A 17,600-nucleotide genomic window follows, 5' to 3' on the forward strand; every position below is an offset into this window, starting at 1 on the left:
ATTAGTCCCTTGTTAGTAACTAATAACTCATAACAAATGACCAATGACCAATGACCAATGACCATTAACCCACAATTTCATTAACAGGAAACCTATCCATTAATTGCAAGGCGCGATTAGCATTTCGCTTAATAGAATCCGGCAAATTTGGCACATGAGGTATTTGAGAGAGAAAATCAAGAGTTCGGCGTAACATCCGCACCACATCTCCTTCATCTAAACTTGTATTTTCACATAAATGCACCCAATCTACTCCCAAAGCCCATTGTTCCACTAACCCAATTAATTCATCTTCCAACCAAACAGGTAAAGCCACATTATGCCGCCTTTGCACTTGGAAAAGTTGCCTTCTAATTCCCCGTAATTGACTCAAAGCTTCCTGAACTTCCTCAGAAGCAATATACCTACTTTCCGAATCCGGGCGGGGTGTTTCTGTCACCAAAGCCGCTGCTGCTGCTGCTAAATGATGCGGGCCTAAATCATCCAATTGGTTCGACATTAAAGCCAATCCCAACCATAATTCATTATCTCCCCGAATCGCTGCCGCTGCTTGTCCTAACGCAGTCGGAGTTAATTCATCCAAGCAACCAAAGCTTTGTAAAATCACAATTAATTCTAAAAATTCATCCCAATGACGTTGCGATTCTTGATCCAGTTTTTCTTGTAATAAGTTAATTTCAGTTTGCAGCGTAATCAAACGCCGATAACGTTTAATTAATGTCCCTGGATTCCCCCATTGGAGAATCGGATGATTTTCTAATTGCGCTTCTACCGCCTTAACTCGTTGATTTTGCGCCGCTACTTCTGGCGCTTCTTCTGGTGGTGATGGAAAAGGAATTGAACTAGCAATTTCGGCAGTTTCTTCTGTACCTGTTCGCACACTACCAAATTTTATCTGCATTTCTGGTGGTGGCCCAGATAAATTATCTACCTTAGATAAACGGGGCAATTCAGCATGAAAACCCACTACATCATGAACACTTACCACATACCAACGGTTATCTTTGCCCAAACAAATTAAATAGGGAGTTTGTCCGGGGCCTGGTTTTTTATTAACTAAAACTGCTGGAACAGGTGTAGAAACAGGAACGTGCTTACCTTTAAGACTAAGAACAGTTCCGGCAACAGCAAAGGGTAAAGCGGCAGCAATATCACTAGATAAAATATCAGCAGATTGTTGCTGTAAAGTTTTTAATAATTGTCTTTCTGCCTTCAGTCTTTGTTGTAACTTTTCATAGTTACCGATTAAATCAGGATTTACTTGCTGCATTAAATTTTGCAGTTGGTCAGCTTCTTTTTGCAACTTTTGAATTGCTTTCCGATTCGGTTCTAAATGTAATGTTGCTAAATACTGTCCAAAGCTGCGTTCGATTAATTCTTTTGCTTCTTCCAAAGTGTGAGTTTGCAGCAAGTTCAAAACCATGCCGTAACTAGGGGTAAATTGACTTACCAAAGGATCGGCTTTTGATGTTGCTAAATAAGCTGCTTCTTTCGCCCCTTCAAATGGTGTTTGTAATGTTACAACATAGCCTCTTTTATCCATTCCCCGCCTACCTGCCCTTCCTGCCATTTGTAGAAATTCGGAAGCGGTAAGTAATCTATGTCCTCTGTCGGTACGTTTGGAAAGAGTGGAAATTACAGTGGTTCTAGCTGGCATATTAATTCCAGCTGCTAAAGTTTCGGTGGCAAATACCACTTTAATTAAACCTTCTTGAAATAGTTCTTCGACAAAGCCTTTCCAAGTTGGTAAAATTCCCGCATGGTGAGCAGCAATTCCCCGATACAAAGGTTCAACTTGCCCAACTCTTGCTGCTTCGGGATAACGGGCTAAAAATTCATCAATTCTAGTTTTTAATAGTTCTTGTTCTGTTTCATTAACTAATGTCAATTCGGCAACTTCGGCTACTGCTTGGTCACAACCCCGACGACTAAAGATAAAGTAAATTGCAGGTAGCATTTCCCGCTGGCGCAATTGATTCAAAATAAAGGGTAAACTGGGAGTTTCTGGACGTTTACCGCTGGTTTGTTGTCCGCCTTTGGGTTTGAGGCGAGGGTTAATTTTGTTATTTTCTGGACTGAGTAAGGGAAATACACCTTTGGGATTTCCGAAGTAAAATTCTAAAGGTATGGGGCGAAAGTCAGAGTAAATTAAGTCTGTAGGCCCATGAACTTGACTTATCCAGTCTGTTAATTGTTGCGAGTTAGCGACGGTGGCAGAAAGTGCTACTAGTTGAATTTCTTTTGGGCAGTAAATGATCGATTCTTCCCAAACTGTACCGCGTTGGCGATCGTTCATATAATGACATTCATCCAACACTACTGCTTCCACACCCACTAAAGATGTCCCAACTTCACCAATGGGAGTACCGTAAAGCATATTACGGAAAATTTCCGTAGTCATCACTAAAATAGGCGCATCCCGGTTAATTGAAGTATCACCCGTCAGTAACCCGACATTTTGACTACCAAATTGTTGCCCAAAGTCACGCCACTTTTGATTGGAAAGGGCTTTTAATGGTGTGGTGTAAAATACTCGACCGTTACCGTTGAGGGCGCGATGAATGGCATATTCCCCAATTAATGTTTTCCCGGAACCTGTGGGGGCACACACAACAACGGAACGACCTGCATTTAGAGATGCGATCGCATCTAACTGGAATTTATCCAGTTTAAATGGGAAAATTGATTCTAAATTGAGCGCTGCTGAAGTAGGGGAAGAAGTCACACACTAAAATCCAAATTTTATAATGTAGATTTAATTAACTAATCTCCGATTCAATCAAAATCCTCTTTCTGATCGATCGTACCTGATTTTTACTTTAATCTCAAACGGTTAAACCAGGTATCTTACCCATCAAGTAAGATACCTGGTCATTCTCATGATTACTTTTTGGTAATTAATTTTGCAACTGGAATCTTAGCTTACACTCGAAACCGAGAAGGCAACGAAAATCAAAGCACTTACCAGCACTACCGCTAACGCACCCATAATTATGTAGTTACGCTGTTCTGTTTTGGTAGGAGGTGTTGCTTGGTAAACTTTGGGCTCAACTGCAAAATTGTTTAAACGTCCGCCTTCTTCGGTTGTGTAGGGCATAAAATAATCCTTTATTAAACTTATTACTTATTGTAACAAAAGTTTGCAGATTTGTTAATCTTTCTCGCAAATTTTCTTAATGTTCTCTGTTTGGGACTGGGGACTGGGAAAGTTTTGAGTGGGTTCGGTTAGGGGAGGTGGGTTCGGTTAGGGGAGGTAGGGAGAGTTGAAGAGATAGTTAGTTAAATTATTTCCCCCCCGTCTCCTTGTCCCAAGAGTCCCAAGAGTCCCCTCTGCCTCTTGCCCTAGCTGATAGTACCCGTGAGGGGAGAACTAGCAATGGCGTATGATTTGACGGGGATGCGCCCAGCTAAGTACGCTAGTCTTCCGGCTGTGGTTGCTAAATTCATGGCTTTTGCCATAGCTGCTGAGTTTTGGGCTTGGGCGATGGCAGTATTAATTAACAAGGCATCTGCGCCCATTTCCATTGCAGAGGCGGCTTCGCTGGGTGTACCAATTCCCGCATCTACGACTACAGGAATTTTCGTATTGTCAATAATTATCTGAATATTAGCGGCATTTTTGATCCCCTGACCGGAACCAATGGGAGAACCCAAGGGCATTACGGTAGCACAGCCCGCTTCTTCCAGGTGTTTAGCTAACAATGGGTCAGCATTAATATAAGGTAGAACGGCAAAGCCTTCTTTAACTAACTTCTCTGCTGCTTGTAATGTGCCAATGGGATCGGGTAAAAGATACTTGGGATCGGGGATAACTTCTAATTTGACAAAGTTATTGTCTTCTTGTCCCAAAAGTTTCGCCATTTCTCGCCCTAACCGAGCTACCCGAATCGCATCTTCAGCGGTTTGACAGCCTGCGGTATTGGGCAACATCCAAATTTTAGACCAATCCAAGGCTTCTGCTAGTCCTTCATGTCCGGGGGCGTTAGTTTGAACTCGTCTGACGGCGACGGTAACAATTTCGCAGCCGCTAGCTATTACACTTTGCTGCATTTCCGGGATGCTACGATATTTACCTGTTCCAGTCATCAGGCGAGATTTGAAGGTTTTTCCGGCGATGGTTAGGGGTTGATCTGCTGCGATCGCTTCCGTCAAATCAATGGTAGATTTATCTAAAATTTGCATTGCTAGATACAGAATTACTAAAAATATTGTGCAAAAGACTTGAGCCAACTAGCATTAAATTAGCATATTAAAGCTTAATTTAATTTTGCAGTTATGCTGGATTTTCTCTGAAAAATATTTGAATTTAGTTTACATTTTCCCACTTTTTCCTAACTTATGTAAAGTTAATTTTCGGTAAATCTAGAATAGTGAAAATGACTCAAAAGCGGATTAGCATTTTGTTTTTCCAGCAAGTCAGCAATTAATAAAGCAGTAATAGGAGCCAAAAGAATGCCATTACGATAATGCCCCGTTGCCAAAGTCAAATTTTCGTAGGCACTAGTTCCCAAAATTGGTAATTCATCAGGTGTTGCTGGACGAAATCCCCACCAAAATTCTAAAATCGGCAAGTTTTTTAATGGTGGATAAAGTCGAGTCGCTCCGTTGAGTAATTGTTGAATACCTGCGGCAGTGTTATCAGGAGTGAACCCAACATTTTCACTAGTAGCACCAATTACTATTCTGCCATCTTTTCGCGGCACAATGTAAGTTTCATCACCGAATAAAACTTGCTTTAATGGTTGAGGAGAAGAAAGAGAGCGCACTGATAACATTTGCCCTTTTTTGGGGTAAACTGCGATCGGCAATAAATCCTGTGACCAAGCGCCAGTAGCTAAAACATAGCGTTCAGCTTGCCACTCACCCCCCGTAGTTTTTACATATTTAATTCGCTGACTTTCCCGAACAAAATCTGTAACAGCAACCCCTTCTAAAACCTCAATTCCTAACTGTTGAGCCGCCATCCATAAACAATGAGCCAAAGCGCGATTATCCACTTGCCCATCATCAGGATACCACCAGCCACCCACAACTTCTGAACTCAAACCGGGTTGATGCTGCTGAATTTCTGATTGATTTAACCAAAATTGATTAGTTAGTAAATTCTCCCCTGCATGATAAACTGGAGCCAAAATTCCACAAGACCAATAACCAGTTTCTAAACCTGTAATTTCTTCTAATTTACCAATCCAATCGGGATAAATTGCCCGACTTTGTAAACACAAATCTAACATTGGACTAGGAGGAATTTTTTCCGCTTGTGGTGCTAACATTCCCGCCGCCGCGTGAGTTGCTGCTTCCTGAAAATCCCTAGATAAAACAGTTACTTTCACGCTTCGCAATTTTAGTTCAATTGCCAAAGCAAGACCAACAATTCCCCCACCAATAATTAGAACATCACTTACTTTATTCATACTCACCTATAAAATGTAAAGGGCTTTCGGTGCAGGGGTGCAAGGGCGCAGGGAGAAAGTTCTTAGCTTCGTTTGAGAGAGTTATTCAGTTTTGACTTAGGGAGAGTTTGGGGAGTGAGAGAGTTTTAAGTTAGGGAGAGTTTGGGGAGTGAGAGAGTTTTAAGTTTTCTTGTCCCCTAGTCCCCTAGTCCCCTAGTCCCCTAGTCCCCTAGTCCCCTAGTCCCCTAGTCCCCTAGTCCCCTAGTCCCCTAGTCCCCTAGTCCCCTAGTCCCCTTGTCAAGAGTCAAGAGTCAAGAGTCAAGAGTCAAGAGTCCCCAAACTATCCTTGTGGAGTCCAAACAGTTTTATCCGCCTGTCCCCACATACCGTCAAACTTGGTTACTTGGACATCTCCTAAAACTTTAGTTTGACAAGCCAAACGCAAGTTTTTACTAGGAGAATGAGGAGGAAGTCCAAGGCGGGCTTTTTCTCGCCAGCTGGCTTCTGATACTTCCCCTTCTACCTTAACGGCGCAAGTGCCACAAGTGCCGATGCCACGACAGTTCATCATGGCAGCTTGACCATTGTACAGAGGAATGCCATTTTCCAGTAAAACTTTCCGCAAATTTGCGCCAGGAGCGCATTCAAATGTCTTTCCTTGGGCAGTTACTTTTGGCATAGAGATTACCCTGAACACTTTATGAATATTTTTGCACTTCTTTACATGACAGGGCACGATCGAGCTTACCCTTTTCCATAAATACAGATGTAGCCTAATTGTTAGGTAAGAATTTACCCCTGATGGAAACTTGTTGCTCTAATTCTGGGAAAAGGGCAAAGGTGAAGGGGTAAAAGTTCTGGAAAATTCTTTTCCCTTAACCTTGTTTCAATTCATCAACCTCATATTTCTCATTTCATTCTTTAATCCATGAGCCCTAATACTTCAAATCAGATTTGGATTTACGATACTACCCTGCGAGATGGCGCTCAACGCGAAGGACTTTGTTTGTCTTTAGAAGATAAATTGCGAATTGCTCATCAGCTAGATGAGTTGGGAGTTCCGTTTATCGAAGGGGGATGGCCTGGTGCTAATCCCAAGGATGTACAATTTTTCTGGAAACTTCAGGAACAACCCCTGACAAAAGCGGAAGTGACAGCTTTTTGCTCCACAAGGCGACCGGGAACAACTGCTGCCCAGGATTCGCTGCTACAAGCGATTTTGGCGGCTGGTACTCGCTGGGTGACAATTTTCGGTAAATCGTGGGATTTGCACGTTACAGAGAGTCTGAAGACTAGTTTAGAAGAAAATTTGGCGATGATTCGAGATACGATCGAATATCTCCGCAGCCAAGGAAGGCGAGTAATTTACGATGCCGAACATTGGTTTGATGGCTATAAGCATAATCCCAAATACGCTTTGCAGACTTTGAAAACGGCTATTGATGCTGGTGCGGAATGGCTAGTTTTCTGTGACACTAATGGCGGGACGCTTCCATCTGAAATTAGCGCCATTATTGGGCAAGTGGTGGAGGCTTTACCGGAACTTAAAGGCGATTTTCCCCAAATGGGCATTCACACTCACAATGATTCTGATACCGCAGTTGCTAATGCTTTGGCTGGGGTGTTGGCTGGGGTGAGAATGGTGCAGGGTACGATGAATGGTTATGGGGAACGCTGTGGTAATGCGAATCTTTGTTCTTTGATCCCCAATTTACAGTTGAAGTTGGGTTATGAGTGTATTCCTGGGGAAAGTCTGGGACAATTGACTCAAGTTAGCCGTTTTGTGAGTGAATTGGCGAATTTAGCACCTGATGAACACGCGCCTTTTGTCGGTTTGTCAGCTTTTGCACACAAAGGCGGGATTCATGTGAGTGCGGTGGAAAGAAATCCGATCACTTATGAGCATATTCAACCAGAAGAGGTGGGAAATCGACGACGGATTGTGATTTCTGACCAGGCGGGGTTAAGTAATGTGTTGGCTAAAGCCCGGACTTTTGGGATTGAGTTGGATAAAAAAGATCCAGCTTGTCGGCAAATTTTGGAACGGTTGAAGGTGCTGGAAAATCAAGGGTATCAGTTTGAGGCGGCTGAGGCTAGTTTTGAGTTGCTGATGCGGGAGTTTTGGGACAACGCCAGAAGTTTTACGAACTCAAAGGTTTTCAAGTTCATTGTGATATTGTTCCCTGCGATTCTGATTCGATTTGTGTTCCTTATGCTTTGGCGACGATTAAGGTGTCGGTGAATGGTAAGGATATTTTAGAGGCTGCGGAAGGTAGTGGGCCTGTGGCGGCGTTAGATGCAGCTTTACGGAAAGCTTTAACCAATTTTTATCCGGTAATCGCTGATTTTGAGTTAACTGATTACAAGGTGAGAATTCTGGATGGGAATACGGGAACTGCTGCGAAAACTCGCGTGTTGGTTGAGTCTAGTAATGGTTTGCAACGCTGGACGACGGTGGGAGTTTCGACAAATATTTTGGAGGCTTCCTATCAAGCTGTGGTGGAAGGTTTGGAGTACGGTTTGACGCTGCATTCTTCGGCAAAAGCGGCGTTGACTCCTTCTTAGTTGAGCTTTTGGGTTGAATGAGATGAATTTTTGGGTTAAGTTCGATCGTTCAGCCCAGCTTTCATAAGTAGTTCTAATCATTAAAATTTAGCACTTATGTAGAAACGCTAAATGTAGGGGGATAATGGCTGGGCGATCGGGTAAGGCACTCTACAAATAGAAGCTTTGCCTAAGTTGTGAACTTACAGATAAATTTAAGCTAAAATGGACTAGTAGCACTTGACTGTGCTAAGCTAAATTTCTAGAAGATCGCTTCCCGATTGCACAAGACTAAATGCACAGGTACAGCAAGAAAAAGGGTAAGCGATTCTGGTTCAGAATCTTTCCTAAAATAAATCAATTTTAATGGAGTGTATGACTCAGCAAGTTATTCACCCAATGGTGAAGTTGCAACGTCAAGTAGGATCTCTCATAGCATCTAACTTGATCAAGCCTACTGATAGTATTTGGAAAATAGCCCTACTTTATGGTGATGAATGGGCTTTTTGGAAAAAAGAGTTGCTGGATTTTGGCTTTACAATGCAAGATCCAGTCCAGGATTTGCTGGAAGTGGAAGCTTGGGACGACGAATAATATCGGTTCTGTGATTGGCTAGAGATGATTGACAAGGGCGATCGATCTCAAGCCAATTTTAGAGAGCTTGACTAAATAGCCAAAATCCTGCTCATTGCTCATCAAACTTCGCCACATTGGACAAGTTTTTATCGACTCGAAGCGTATCTATCCAATCAGACACTACTTGGGTAATAGTCTTGTCCTGGGATGCAGTTGATATAAGTAAAACTTTTGGCAAAAATAAGATTAGTTTTTCACTTGAACAGCCAAAATTTCTTTAGATACAACCGGAAAGGGCGATCGCCAGTTCCTGAGCAGTCTGATATCTGTCTCTGAGTTGCGGTTGGGTGGCTTTTTCAATCACCTGCCGCAATCGCGGAGTAATCGTCGGCACATTTTCCAAGGAAAAATAGTAAATCCGACCCTGCTGTTGATAATACTTGCGGGGACTTTCGCCAGTGAGCAGAAAAATTAGGGTAGCACCTACGGCGTAAATGTCAGATTGAGTGACGGGTTGACCTCGGTCTTGTTCCGGGGCGCTGAAACCTTCTGCACCAATGCGCGTCCCCAAGGGTGTGCCAATTTCTTTGACTGCGCCGAAGTCGAGGACTACTATTTGATTGTCTCGCGATTGGGCGGAGTCCACGCTACGCGATCGCACCATCAAATTAGCTGGTTTTATGTCGCGGTGAATCAGTGGTGGGTCTTGTTCGTGGATGTAATCTAACACTTTACAGGTTTGAATCATCCAGTCGATCGCTTGACTAGGTAAAACTGGCCCATTATTGTAAACTCGCTTTTCCAAGTCTTGACCATGAATTAATTCCATTGCCAAATACTTTTTCCCCGCTTCCACAAAAAACTCGTAAAATTGGGGAATTCCGGGATGATTCAAGTTTTTCAGAGTCCTGGCTTCTCTTTCAAACAGTTCTTGGGCTTTGGCGATTTCTGCCATGTCCGCATTCATTTCTTTAAGCACCAACAACCCACCACCGTTCGGCTGAAGCTCACGGCTGAAGCCCGCTGCTTTTTTTCCAGGGATTTGGGGTACCCAAGCTAAATAAGTGGTACCCATTCCCCCCTGTCCCAAAATCTGTAACACCTGATATTGGCGGATCTTACGTTCGACACGCAATGGTTGACCGCAGTGGATACAAAATATGTTGTTTGGGGAATTTCCCGCATGAGAGCAACTAACTGAATTAGGGGTTGGGGTGTGGGGTGTGGGGTGTGGGAAATTCTTTTCTTCCCTACCCCCTACACCCCAACCCCTATCCCCTTTTGGGGGTGTAACAATCAAAGGTTGGGCGGTGGTAGTTTGAAATTGGAACTTGAGTTTTGGCCCTCCTTGAGCTAACTGAATTAATGAACCATTTCTCAGCCAAGCTTGGGAGACTAAAATGCCATCTAAAAAGGTGCCGTTGGTACCCAAGTTAATCAACCGCCAAGCTGTAGAGATTAAACTGTTGCCAATTTTGGATGCAGAAATTTCCACCATCCGCAATTCTAGATGGTGACGGGAAACTCGGCTATCACTCAACACGACATTGTTCTCTGGAGAGCGACCGATGCGAATGATGAACTCTTTTTCAAATCGCCACTTTTCCAGGGGAGCCGAATTTTTAGGATGTAAGAGGGTCAGTGTGACCACACCAGGAGATGTCATTGCTCATTTAAAGCGGGAGTGAATAACAAACCCTCGACGATCGCAATTAATTATTGCTTACTCTAGCTTGATCTAAATCTGGTCGAACTTTCGCCCGAATCAAGATCGCTGTAATGTTGTCATGCCCATTGTACTGGTTAGCCAGTTCAATTAAATCATTGACACTTTGTTCTAAATTGCTCCGCGAACTCAGGTATGGTTGGAGGTGCGTTTGCCAATGGCTTTCGATCAAGTCGTTATCCGAAAGACCATCGGAGCATAACAAGATCAGAGTATCCTCATTTAACTCAAAGAATTCAATATCGGGATCGACAAAATGTTCATTGCGTGGCCCTAATGCTTGGGTAAGTTGGTAAGCGTCGGGACGAGAATAGGCTATTTCCCGTTCTACTCCCCGTTTAATTTCCCGTTGTCCGACTTCGTGATCGATGGTAACTTGTTCGATACCTTGTCTGCGGCTGAGGCGGTATAAGCGGGAGTCTCCCACATGGGCAACGGCGACTTGAGTTTCTTGAATTAAAACCATAACTAAGGTAGTACCCATGCGTCCACTACCGGAACGGGCATCTTGTTGATTAATATCGTAGATGACTTGGTTGGCTTTCAGGACACCTTGACGAATACAGTCTTCGTCTGGTAGTTCTTCGTTCCAGTGTTCTTGAAAGTATTCAAAGAGAGTTTTCACGGCTAAGGCGCTAGCAACTTCCCCTCCGGCGTGTCCGCCCATGCCATCGCAGAGGATGTACAAACCACGGGCTTCCATGTTGCGCCCCATCGGATTTTCAATTTTGGTAAGTTTAGTTTGGACTCCGAAGTAATCTTCGTTATGCCGTCTTTGACGACCTACGTCGGTACGACCTGCGTCTTCTAAACTTAGCAGCTGCATGGGTAAAACTACTGTGGGCATATCATCGTTACTCTCATGGTGCGGGGAGTAAGGATTGATCTGTTCTTTATATAAGGCGGGTACTGAGGGTGGGGAAATGGTTGGATTGTTTTTAAATGGGATCGCCTCTAGTGGTGTTGGGATAGATGGAACTGATACGTTTTGCAGTTCATCGGCGATTTCTTGCAAACGCGATCGCAATTCTTCAATTGTCGAAATGGTTTCTAGCTTCAGGTCATTAATTAATACTCCGATCGGACCTAACAATGTGCGCCCAGCCTGACAATATAAATTTTCCCAAACCCGGCCTAAATTTGACAATTTCAGATTGTTCTCTGGTGATTCTTTGTATAAGCGCAGAATTCCTAATGATTGGTCTTCATCTACTCGTAAGTTGCTTAGTTCTAATAAACTTTGCCGACAATGCCTTCTTTCGGTAGCTATCCACAGGGATGACATTTCGTGCAATATTTGTAAGGAATGAATGTCGGGAATTTGATTGTCTCTCCACAGTTCTACTAAAGTCGGCCAATGCGATCGATCTTCAATCAGGACGATTTCGCGATCGTCCTCTATCCAAGCATCGTGGATATTGGGTACTACAGGATCAAACTCTTCTTTCAGTTCCAGATAAGCTTGAGCAATTTCCGGCACAGTTTCCCAAAAGTTGATGATACTGTTACTGTCGGGTTCTTTGCCTATTTCTAGTCCCTGACTTTGGGAGCGTATGAAAACTTCTATAGGTGTAGCTTGCAAAGGTTGACAATCTAACACTTGCACCTTCACTTCTTCACTCATTTCTGACGGTAGTGGACAAGAGAGTAAGTAGCGTTGCTGCTGGTCTAAATATACCTGTTCTAATGATTCAGATATTGATTTTGGCTTTGTGTTCTCTGGTGAATGGTCTGCCAGTTCTTCTTCCCAGCTGACTTGAATTTCAATTTTAATTGGTTCAGTTTCAGTAAGTATATTAGGCTGTTCTAAGTCAAGTTTCTCTGATGAAGCAGCTGCTATCAATTCAGGATTGGCTGTTTTGCCTTGTTCCTGAATCTGAGTCACACTGCGAGGTGAAATGATTGCTTGCCAAACTGTTCCGGTAAATGCGCCACATTTGGGGCATTCTTGGGCGCTGTAACTAACTTGTGCGCCACATTCGGAACAAGCTTTGTGGGTGAGGGAAGTCCCACATTGCTGGCAAAATTTATTGGTGATTGGGTTTTCAAATTGACATTGTGGACAGTAAAGCATTTGAGGATTTCCTCAATTTCGAGGATGGATAGAAAAAGATCTCAGGGTTAGTGGGGCTAAAGTTGGATACGATCGCGCTTTGCAAGAAGGCTCCAAGGCTCTAAGGCAAGAAAGCTTATACAAGGCTTAATCACTTATTGTTAACTGTATAGTTATTTTTGCCACGCTGCACTAGGGTAAAGAAGTAGAGTTAGAGATCTTTGTTTATTTATAGCTCCCAAGTCAAGGCTAACTGATAAACAATTCCAAATTCTCTTTTCCCATTGTTGCATTTTGAATTGCGATCGATGGGGATTGCTGCTAAAACTTCTCACTTAATTTAAACAAAGAATTTAGATTTGGGTGGACGTTAATTTACTTTGTTCAGACGCAATAATGGTTTTAGTTCTTCTGGAGTTAACTCTCGCCACTCTCCGGGTGCTAAACCTTCCCAACCCAAATGAGCAATTGCTACTCTCACTAATCTTAAGGTAGGATAACCCACTGCTGCTGTCATTCTTCGGACTTGTCGATTTCTACCTTCTGTGAGTGTCATCTCTAACCAAGCTGTGGGTACGTTTTTGCGAAACCGAATTGGCGGATCGCGGGGTGGTAATATGGGTTCGGTGGGCAAAAGTTCTACATACGCTGGTCTTGTTTGGTAGTCTTGGATTTTTACTCCTTGGCGGAGTTGGTTTAGGGCGGTTGGTTCAGGGATTCTTTCTACTTGTACCCAGTATGTGCGTGGGTGTTTGTAGCGGCGATCGCTCAAAAAATGTTGTAATTTCCCATCATTTGTCAGTAATAGTAGTCCTTCGCTGTCTTGGTCTAAACGTCCTACTGGATATATTTCAGGAATGGAAATATAGTCTTTCAGGGTTTGTCTAGTTTTATCAGCAGTTTGCTTTTCGTCTGTAAACTGGCACAAGACGTTGTATGGTTTGTAAAAAAGTATATATTTGTGTCGCACGTTCTCCTAGATATCAAAACGTTAATATAATCCACAAATTTTATCACTTTCCCGCAAGAAGAATCCCGTCGCAGCAAAGCTTGACGGATAGAGTGTCAATGTGAATTATTATCAATTTTAAAAGCAAATCTCCGATTAAAAATGCTATTTAACTGGCTTTTTCCAGTTCAGCGAATATGGTTTTTTCCAAGGGACAAACACAAGCATCTTCTTTTAACCAGTGTTGTCCGACACGATATAAGGCACTCATCACTGGTTGAATTTCTCTGCCTTTTTCTGTGAGTGAGTATTCTACGCGAGGGGGAATTTCTGGATAGACTTGGCGTTGCACTAAACCGTATGCTTCTAATTCGCGCAGTCGAATGGTTAATGTTTTACTGCTAATTCCTGGTAAGGCATCTAAAAACTGGTGCGTGCGGCGATCGCCTAAGAAAAGTTCTCGCAGAATTAGGATAGACCACTTATTGCCAATCAAGTCTAAGGTAAACTGAATTGGGCATTTGTTTTCCAAGCAATCTTTAGTATCTAACATGATCTGCCTGTAATTTCTCTGGATTCGGATTCGGTTTCTCAATTCTATTTTAAAAAATTTTATAGTTTCACTTCCGTTTTTTTGCAAATCTTTACCATTTAACTGTTTATTTCACCACTTAATCTGCCCTACAAGAAAGCTTTATTTATGGGACAATTCCGCTTATTCACAGTGACAAGTAGGATTATAGGATACGGCTGACTGAGAGCTTAATTCTTTATAAAATACTCTAGGATCGCACCAAATGGGTATAAAATCAAAGCAATTTCCATTTTTTATCAAGTTACAATTGCTAAGTTATCCAGAGAAACTTAGCAATTTGTCAAAATATTTTTTTAACTAAGTGAGATATTTGGGGTGGTTTTATCTCTAAAAATACCACTGAAAATAACTAAATTCTCACTCAATTTCTGTTGCCAACCATTCCCATTCAATAAGTATAGACTTCGGGATTTTTAGAGTGATATTTTTGTTGTCTGTTAGGGGTATAGTAAGTTTTAAAAAGCTATTATGGGGTAGTTGATCAATTAAATTCGTAACGTTATACTGACCAACGTTAGGGGCAGGAGATTCTGTTGCCAACAAATCTGTTGCTGTGAGTAATTTACTGCTGTTAGTGGTAATTTCTAATGCTTGAGGATGGGCAATCTCCACTATACCGGGAAAACCTACTAACCGGAGAATAAATTGTGGAGATCGCTCGGGCGGAAATTGTTTAAAAAGTATTACTTGCCAAGAGTATCCTGTAGCATCTCGGAGGGAATGTTGGGATTGATATCGCATTACTCCGGGTGCATCTTGATATTCGCGGAGAACTGCGATCGCGCTTGGACAAATTAAGTTAACTGGAATACAGAAAAACAGCAATACCAACCCACATAATAATATGAATCGAGAAACTAACTTTTCCATAGTCAAGTATGAGAATTAAGCGATCGCCCCTTTTAAACTCTGACAAAATTCGCCAATAGCTGTTAATCCTGCTGCTGGTGTACCATCTGCCAACCGCTTGACAAAAGCGCTTCCCACAATAGCCGCATCTGCACCCCAATCTTTAACTTGTTTGGCGTGTTCCGGTGCAGAAATCCCAAAACCGACACCTATAGGTTTATCAGTAGTTTGGCGCATTTGTTGGAGTAAATCTGCCACTCGTGACTCTAATCCCGATCGGATTCCGGTAACACCTGTTACGCTCACCAAGTAAATAAAACCTTGGGACTTTTGGGCGATCGCTTTTATCCTTTCTGGAGAACTAGTTGGTGCTACTAATAAAATTACCTCAATGCCCAATTCACTAGCTGGTTTAAGTAAACTTTCGGCTTCTTCCAAAGGTAAATCGGGAACAACTAAACCTTTGACTCCCACTTGGGAAAGTTGCTGCAAAAAGTTTTCGATTCCCCGATGAATAATTGGATTGTAATAAGTAAATAATACTATGGGCGCTGTTAATTCTGGGATGACATTGCCTAACATTGTGAGTACATCATCCAACTTTGTACCATTTTGTAAGGCTCTAGTTGCTGCGGCTTGAATTACTGGCCCATCGGCTAAAGGGTCGGAATAAGGCACACCTAATTCAATAATATCAGCACCATTGCGATCGAGAACCTTTAACGCAAGAGCCGTCGTTTGCAAATCCGGATCGCCAGCGGTAATAAATGGAATTAAAGCGCATTGGGACTGAGAGCGTAAAGACTGAAAGCGATCGGAAATAGATGTCATTTTCTCAAAATTAATAAATCAAAAACTCAATTAATAGCGGTTAGCTGCTGGATGTCAATCTTAGCATTCTGCTTACACCCAGCTACTAACCACTAACCAAACTATTTTTTTTCTTGTTCAATTTCTGCCTGAAGCTTTTCTAGTTCTTCAGGAGTCATTTCTTCGAGGCGCTTTTGCAAAACCGCCTCTTCATAATCCTTCAATTGCTGATTGTAAGTCATCTGTTTAGTACCAGCCCGAAACAAATAAGTCAGCAACCAACCAATTAACCCAAAAATCAGCAAAGCCTGACTCCAAATCCCCGCTTGCTGACTATCTAAGCCTACCAGTTGTAGCACTAGGAAAGCTAATCCACCAGCCAGGAAAATTCCCAAGCCTATATAAATAATGTCAATCCGACGCATTTAGGGTTGACCGATAATAAAGTTTATGCTTCTATTTGTCGCCGCTTAGGTCGGTAATTCAAAAACGGCGCGAGTACCAACAATCCGGGAAAAAAGAAGAACACCAGAAAGTACATAAAACCGCGCTCGAAAGAGCCGCAAGTGTACCAGCGTTTTTGCATATAGAAAAACACTAGCAAAGGAACTACGACCAAATAAGCTCCACCCAAGATTAAATACAAAAGTGCAATCAGCATAGTTTTTCTTGTCTACAGCAACAACACTAAGCGCGGTAGGGAAGGGTACTCGATCATTTTACAGGTTATTGGTCTAAAGAGGGAACGGGGAACGGGGACTCTTGAGATGCCCAGAATTTTGACCTTCTGCCTTCTGCCGTCGTTTCCCAAAAAATTTTTTCTAAACAATTGTGCAAATTCAGATTTTTGCGGTAAGATGAATATCCAACCGAAAAAGGCTGGAATTTCAAGCCGAGTTCGGGGGTGTGGCGGAATGGTAGACGCTACGGACTTAGAAAACTGAGCCTTGGAGGAGAAATCCTGCAAGTGACGGCTCTCAAATTCAGGGAAACCTAAATCTGGTGACAGATATGGCAATCCTGAGCCAAGCCAAAAGGGTAAAGAGTAGTAACTCAAAACTTTTTGGAAGGTGCAGAGACTCGACGGGAGCTACCCTAACGTGAAGCCGAGGGTAAAGGGAGAGTCCAATTCTCAAAGCCTGAGTTATAGTTTCAGGCAGTAGCGAAAGCTGCGAGAGAATGAAAATCCGTTGACCGTAAAAGGTCGTGAGGGTTCAAGTCCCTCTGCCCCCATAATCTTATCTAATGGAGCAATTCATCTCCCGTTAAACTGCGTTGTAACGGGAGATGAATTGCGACCAACGTTCCTCAAATTGAGATGCACGAATCCATCTTTTTTTTGTAAAATTGGGATAATCGGAAAATCAGATGTGTAGTCGTGGCACGCGAACTGACCGTTGCAAAAAGGCTAGTGTCACCAGCCCCAGTGGGTTGCCCCAATACCTCACTGCCCTCTAAAAAATATGGTATAGGTGGGAGATAAGAAGAACTAAATAAACTACCGTAGGGCATACGGAAAGTTACGCTTGGGGAGTAGTCCATAAGAGTGCTTGCCCTAAAAGGTGTAGTCGGACTAAGTATGAAACTGTAAGACCAAAGCTGACACGAGTTGGTAGAGGCAAGATTCAGCCCAAGAATCTCCCGTTACATCCGTCAGGATTAACGGCGAGAGTGTCAAAAGGTTTAATAGATAAGATAAGCAGTTACCGAAATTAGGCTGGTAACTGCTTTGTGATGTTTCTGAGGACGATCGCAATAATGACCTGAATAGCAATTAATGAGAAAATAATTATTAAAAAATATTAAAATAGAAAAAAATAGCAAGTAAATATTAGAACATAGACAGAAAATATATAGGCTATTGTGACTTTGTAGTTAATCTCCGCTAAGGTTTGAAGCCATAGCCGGGATTGATATAGGTCTGAATAACTTAGCCAGAATTACATCTAAGCAGAAGGGATTTAAGTCGCTAATAATTAATAGCCGACCTCTCAAATCGATCGATGCCTGCGATCGCAAACTGTTGTCGTTGGCTGCGTGAGTTATTTGTCTATCAAACCTACAACTATAAGAGAAGCTCTGATTTAGAATCAAAACTGTTCAGC

General features: G+C 42.5%; 12 protein-coding genes and 2 pseudogenes. 2 read left to right on the forward strand and 12 right to left on the reverse strand.

Annotated features, from left to right (window positions below; all coding sequences use genetic code 11):
* Positions 1–64: 64 nt before the first annotated feature.
* From ACE1CI_RS15365 to ACE1CI_RS15380, 4 genes and pseudogenes are all read right to left on the reverse strand, one after another.
* Positions 65–2,725: a DEAD/DEAH box helicase gene (locus tag ACE1CI_RS15365; protein WP_413265508.1), complete on the reverse strand. Its 2,661-nt coding sequence runs from the start codon at positions 2,723–2,725 to the stop codon at positions 65–67.
* Positions 2,726–2,917: 192 nt separating this feature from the next.
* Positions 2,918–3,097, reverse strand: a complete 180-nt coding sequence (psb34, locus tag ACE1CI_RS15370; protein WP_413265507.1) for a photosystem II assembly protein Psb34 — start codon at positions 3,095–3,097, stop codon at positions 2,918–2,920.
* A gap of 245 nt (positions 3,098–3,342) precedes the next feature.
* A pseudogene (thiO, locus tag ACE1CI_RS15375) lies at positions 3,343–5,414 on the reverse strand (glycine oxidase ThiO).
* Positions 5,415–5,733: 319 nt separating this feature from the next.
* Positions 5,734–6,072 carry a 2Fe-2S iron-sulfur cluster-binding protein gene (locus ACE1CI_RS15380; RefSeq protein WP_413266718.1) on the reverse strand — a complete coding sequence of 113 codons (339 nt, stop codon included), beginning with the start codon at positions 6,070–6,072 and terminating at the stop codon, positions 5,734–5,736.
* Positions 6,073–6,321: 249 nt separating this feature from the next.
* Here ACE1CI_RS15380 and cimA point away from each other — a divergent pair.
* Together cimA and ACE1CI_RS15390 are read left to right on the forward strand one after the other, a co-directional pair.
* Positions 6,322–7,958, forward strand: a pseudogene (gene cimA, locus ACE1CI_RS15385) (citramalate synthase).
* A 354-nt stretch (positions 7,959–8,312) separates the two neighbouring features.
* Positions 8,313–8,531: a DUF4327 family protein gene (locus tag ACE1CI_RS15390; protein WP_413266720.1), complete on the forward strand. Its 219-nt coding sequence runs from the start codon at positions 8,313–8,315 to the stop codon at positions 8,529–8,531.
* A gap of 259 nt (positions 8,532–8,790) precedes the next feature.
* Here ACE1CI_RS15390 and ACE1CI_RS15395 read toward each other — a convergent pair whose 3' ends face one another.
* From ACE1CI_RS15395 to ndhL, 8 genes are all read right to left on the reverse strand, one after another.
* Positions 8,791–10,164 (reverse strand): protein kinase domain-containing protein, encoded by a 1,374-nt coding sequence (locus ACE1CI_RS15395; RefSeq protein ID WP_459564127.1) that lies wholly within the window; start codon positions 10,162–10,164, stop codon positions 8,791–8,793.
* A 61-nt stretch (positions 10,165–10,225) separates the two neighbouring features.
* Positions 10,226–12,313 (reverse strand): serine/threonine phosphatase, encoded by a 2,088-nt coding sequence (locus ACE1CI_RS15400; protein ID WP_413266722.1) that lies wholly within the window; start codon positions 12,311–12,313, stop codon positions 10,226–10,228.
* A gap of 349 nt (positions 12,314–12,662) precedes the next feature.
* The gene (locus tag ACE1CI_RS15405) at positions 12,663–13,262 is read right to left on the reverse strand and encodes a pseudouridine synthase (protein WP_413266723.1); all 600 of its coding nucleotides are present in this window, start codon (positions 13,260–13,262) and stop codon (positions 12,663–12,665) included.
* Positions 13,263–13,410: 148 nt separating this feature from the next.
* Entirely contained in the window at positions 13,411–13,794 is a 384-nt protein-coding gene (locus ACE1CI_RS15410; protein WP_413266724.1) for a winged helix-turn-helix transcriptional regulator, read from the reverse strand.
* Between the two features lie 399 nt (positions 13,795–14,193).
* A complete protein-coding gene (locus tag ACE1CI_RS15415) occupies positions 14,194–14,706 on the reverse strand; it encodes a DUF3122 domain-containing protein (RefSeq protein ID WP_413266725.1) in 513 nt (170 codons plus the stop codon).
* 15 nt (positions 14,707–14,721) lie between these two features.
* Positions 14,722–15,516 (reverse strand): tryptophan synthase subunit alpha, encoded by a 795-nt coding sequence (gene trpA, locus ACE1CI_RS15420; RefSeq protein ID WP_413266726.1) that lies wholly within the window; start codon positions 15,514–15,516, stop codon positions 14,722–14,724.
* A gap of 101 nt (positions 15,517–15,617) precedes the next feature.
* Entirely contained in the window at positions 15,618–15,920 is a 303-nt protein-coding gene (locus tag ACE1CI_RS15425; RefSeq protein WP_413266727.1) for a DUF3007 family protein, read from the reverse strand.
* A 23-nt stretch (positions 15,921–15,943) separates the two neighbouring features.
* The gene (ndhL, locus tag ACE1CI_RS15430) at positions 15,944–16,156 is read right to left on the reverse strand and encodes an NAD(P)H-quinone oxidoreductase subunit L (RefSeq protein ID WP_413266728.1); all 213 of its coding nucleotides are present in this window, start codon (positions 16,154–16,156) and stop codon (positions 15,944–15,946) included.
* Between the last annotated feature and the right edge of the window lie 1,444 nt (positions 16,157–17,600).

Origin of the sequence: Floridaenema flaviceps BLCC-F50 (genome assembly GCF_041929275.2) — a bacterium.
Classification (GTDB): Bacteria; Cyanobacteriota; Cyanobacteriia; order Cyanobacteriales; family Aerosakkonemataceae; genus Floridanema; species Floridanema flaviceps.

Excerpts from the sequence above, each read along its gene's own strand:
- ACE1CI_RS15410 (WP_413266724.1), bottom strand. The coding sequence starts at position 13,794 with ATGTTAGATACTAAAGATTGCTTGGAAAACAAATGCCCAATTCAGTTT.
- ACE1CI_RS15380 (WP_413266718.1), bottom strand. The coding sequence starts at position 6,072 with ATGCCAAAAGTAACTGCCCAAGGAAAGACATTTGAATGCGCTCCTGGC.
- trpA (WP_413266726.1), bottom strand. The coding sequence starts at position 15,516 with ATGACATCTATTTCCGATCGCTTTCAGTCTTTACGCTCTCAGTCCCAA.
- ACE1CI_RS15390 (WP_413266720.1), top strand. The coding sequence starts at position 8,313 with ATGACTCAGCAAGTTATTCACCCAATGGTGAAGTTGCAACGTCAAGTA.
- ACE1CI_RS15415 (WP_413266725.1), bottom strand. The coding sequence starts at position 14,706 with ATGGAAAAGTTAGTTTCTCGATTCATATTATTATGTGGGTTGGTATTG.
- ndhL (WP_413266728.1), bottom strand. The coding sequence starts at position 16,156 with ATGCTGATTGCACTTTTGTATTTAATCTTGGGTGGAGCTTATTTGGTC.
- psb34 (WP_413265507.1), bottom strand. The coding sequence starts at position 3,097 with ATGCCCTACACAACCGAAGAAGGCGGACGTTTAAACAATTTTGCAGTT.
- ACE1CI_RS15425 (WP_413266727.1), bottom strand. The coding sequence starts at position 15,920 with ATGCGTCGGATTGACATTATTTATATAGGCTTGGGAATTTTCCTGGCT.
- ACE1CI_RS15400 (WP_413266722.1), bottom strand. The coding sequence starts at position 12,313 with ATGCTTTACTGTCCACAATGTCAATTTGAAAACCCAATCACCAATAAA.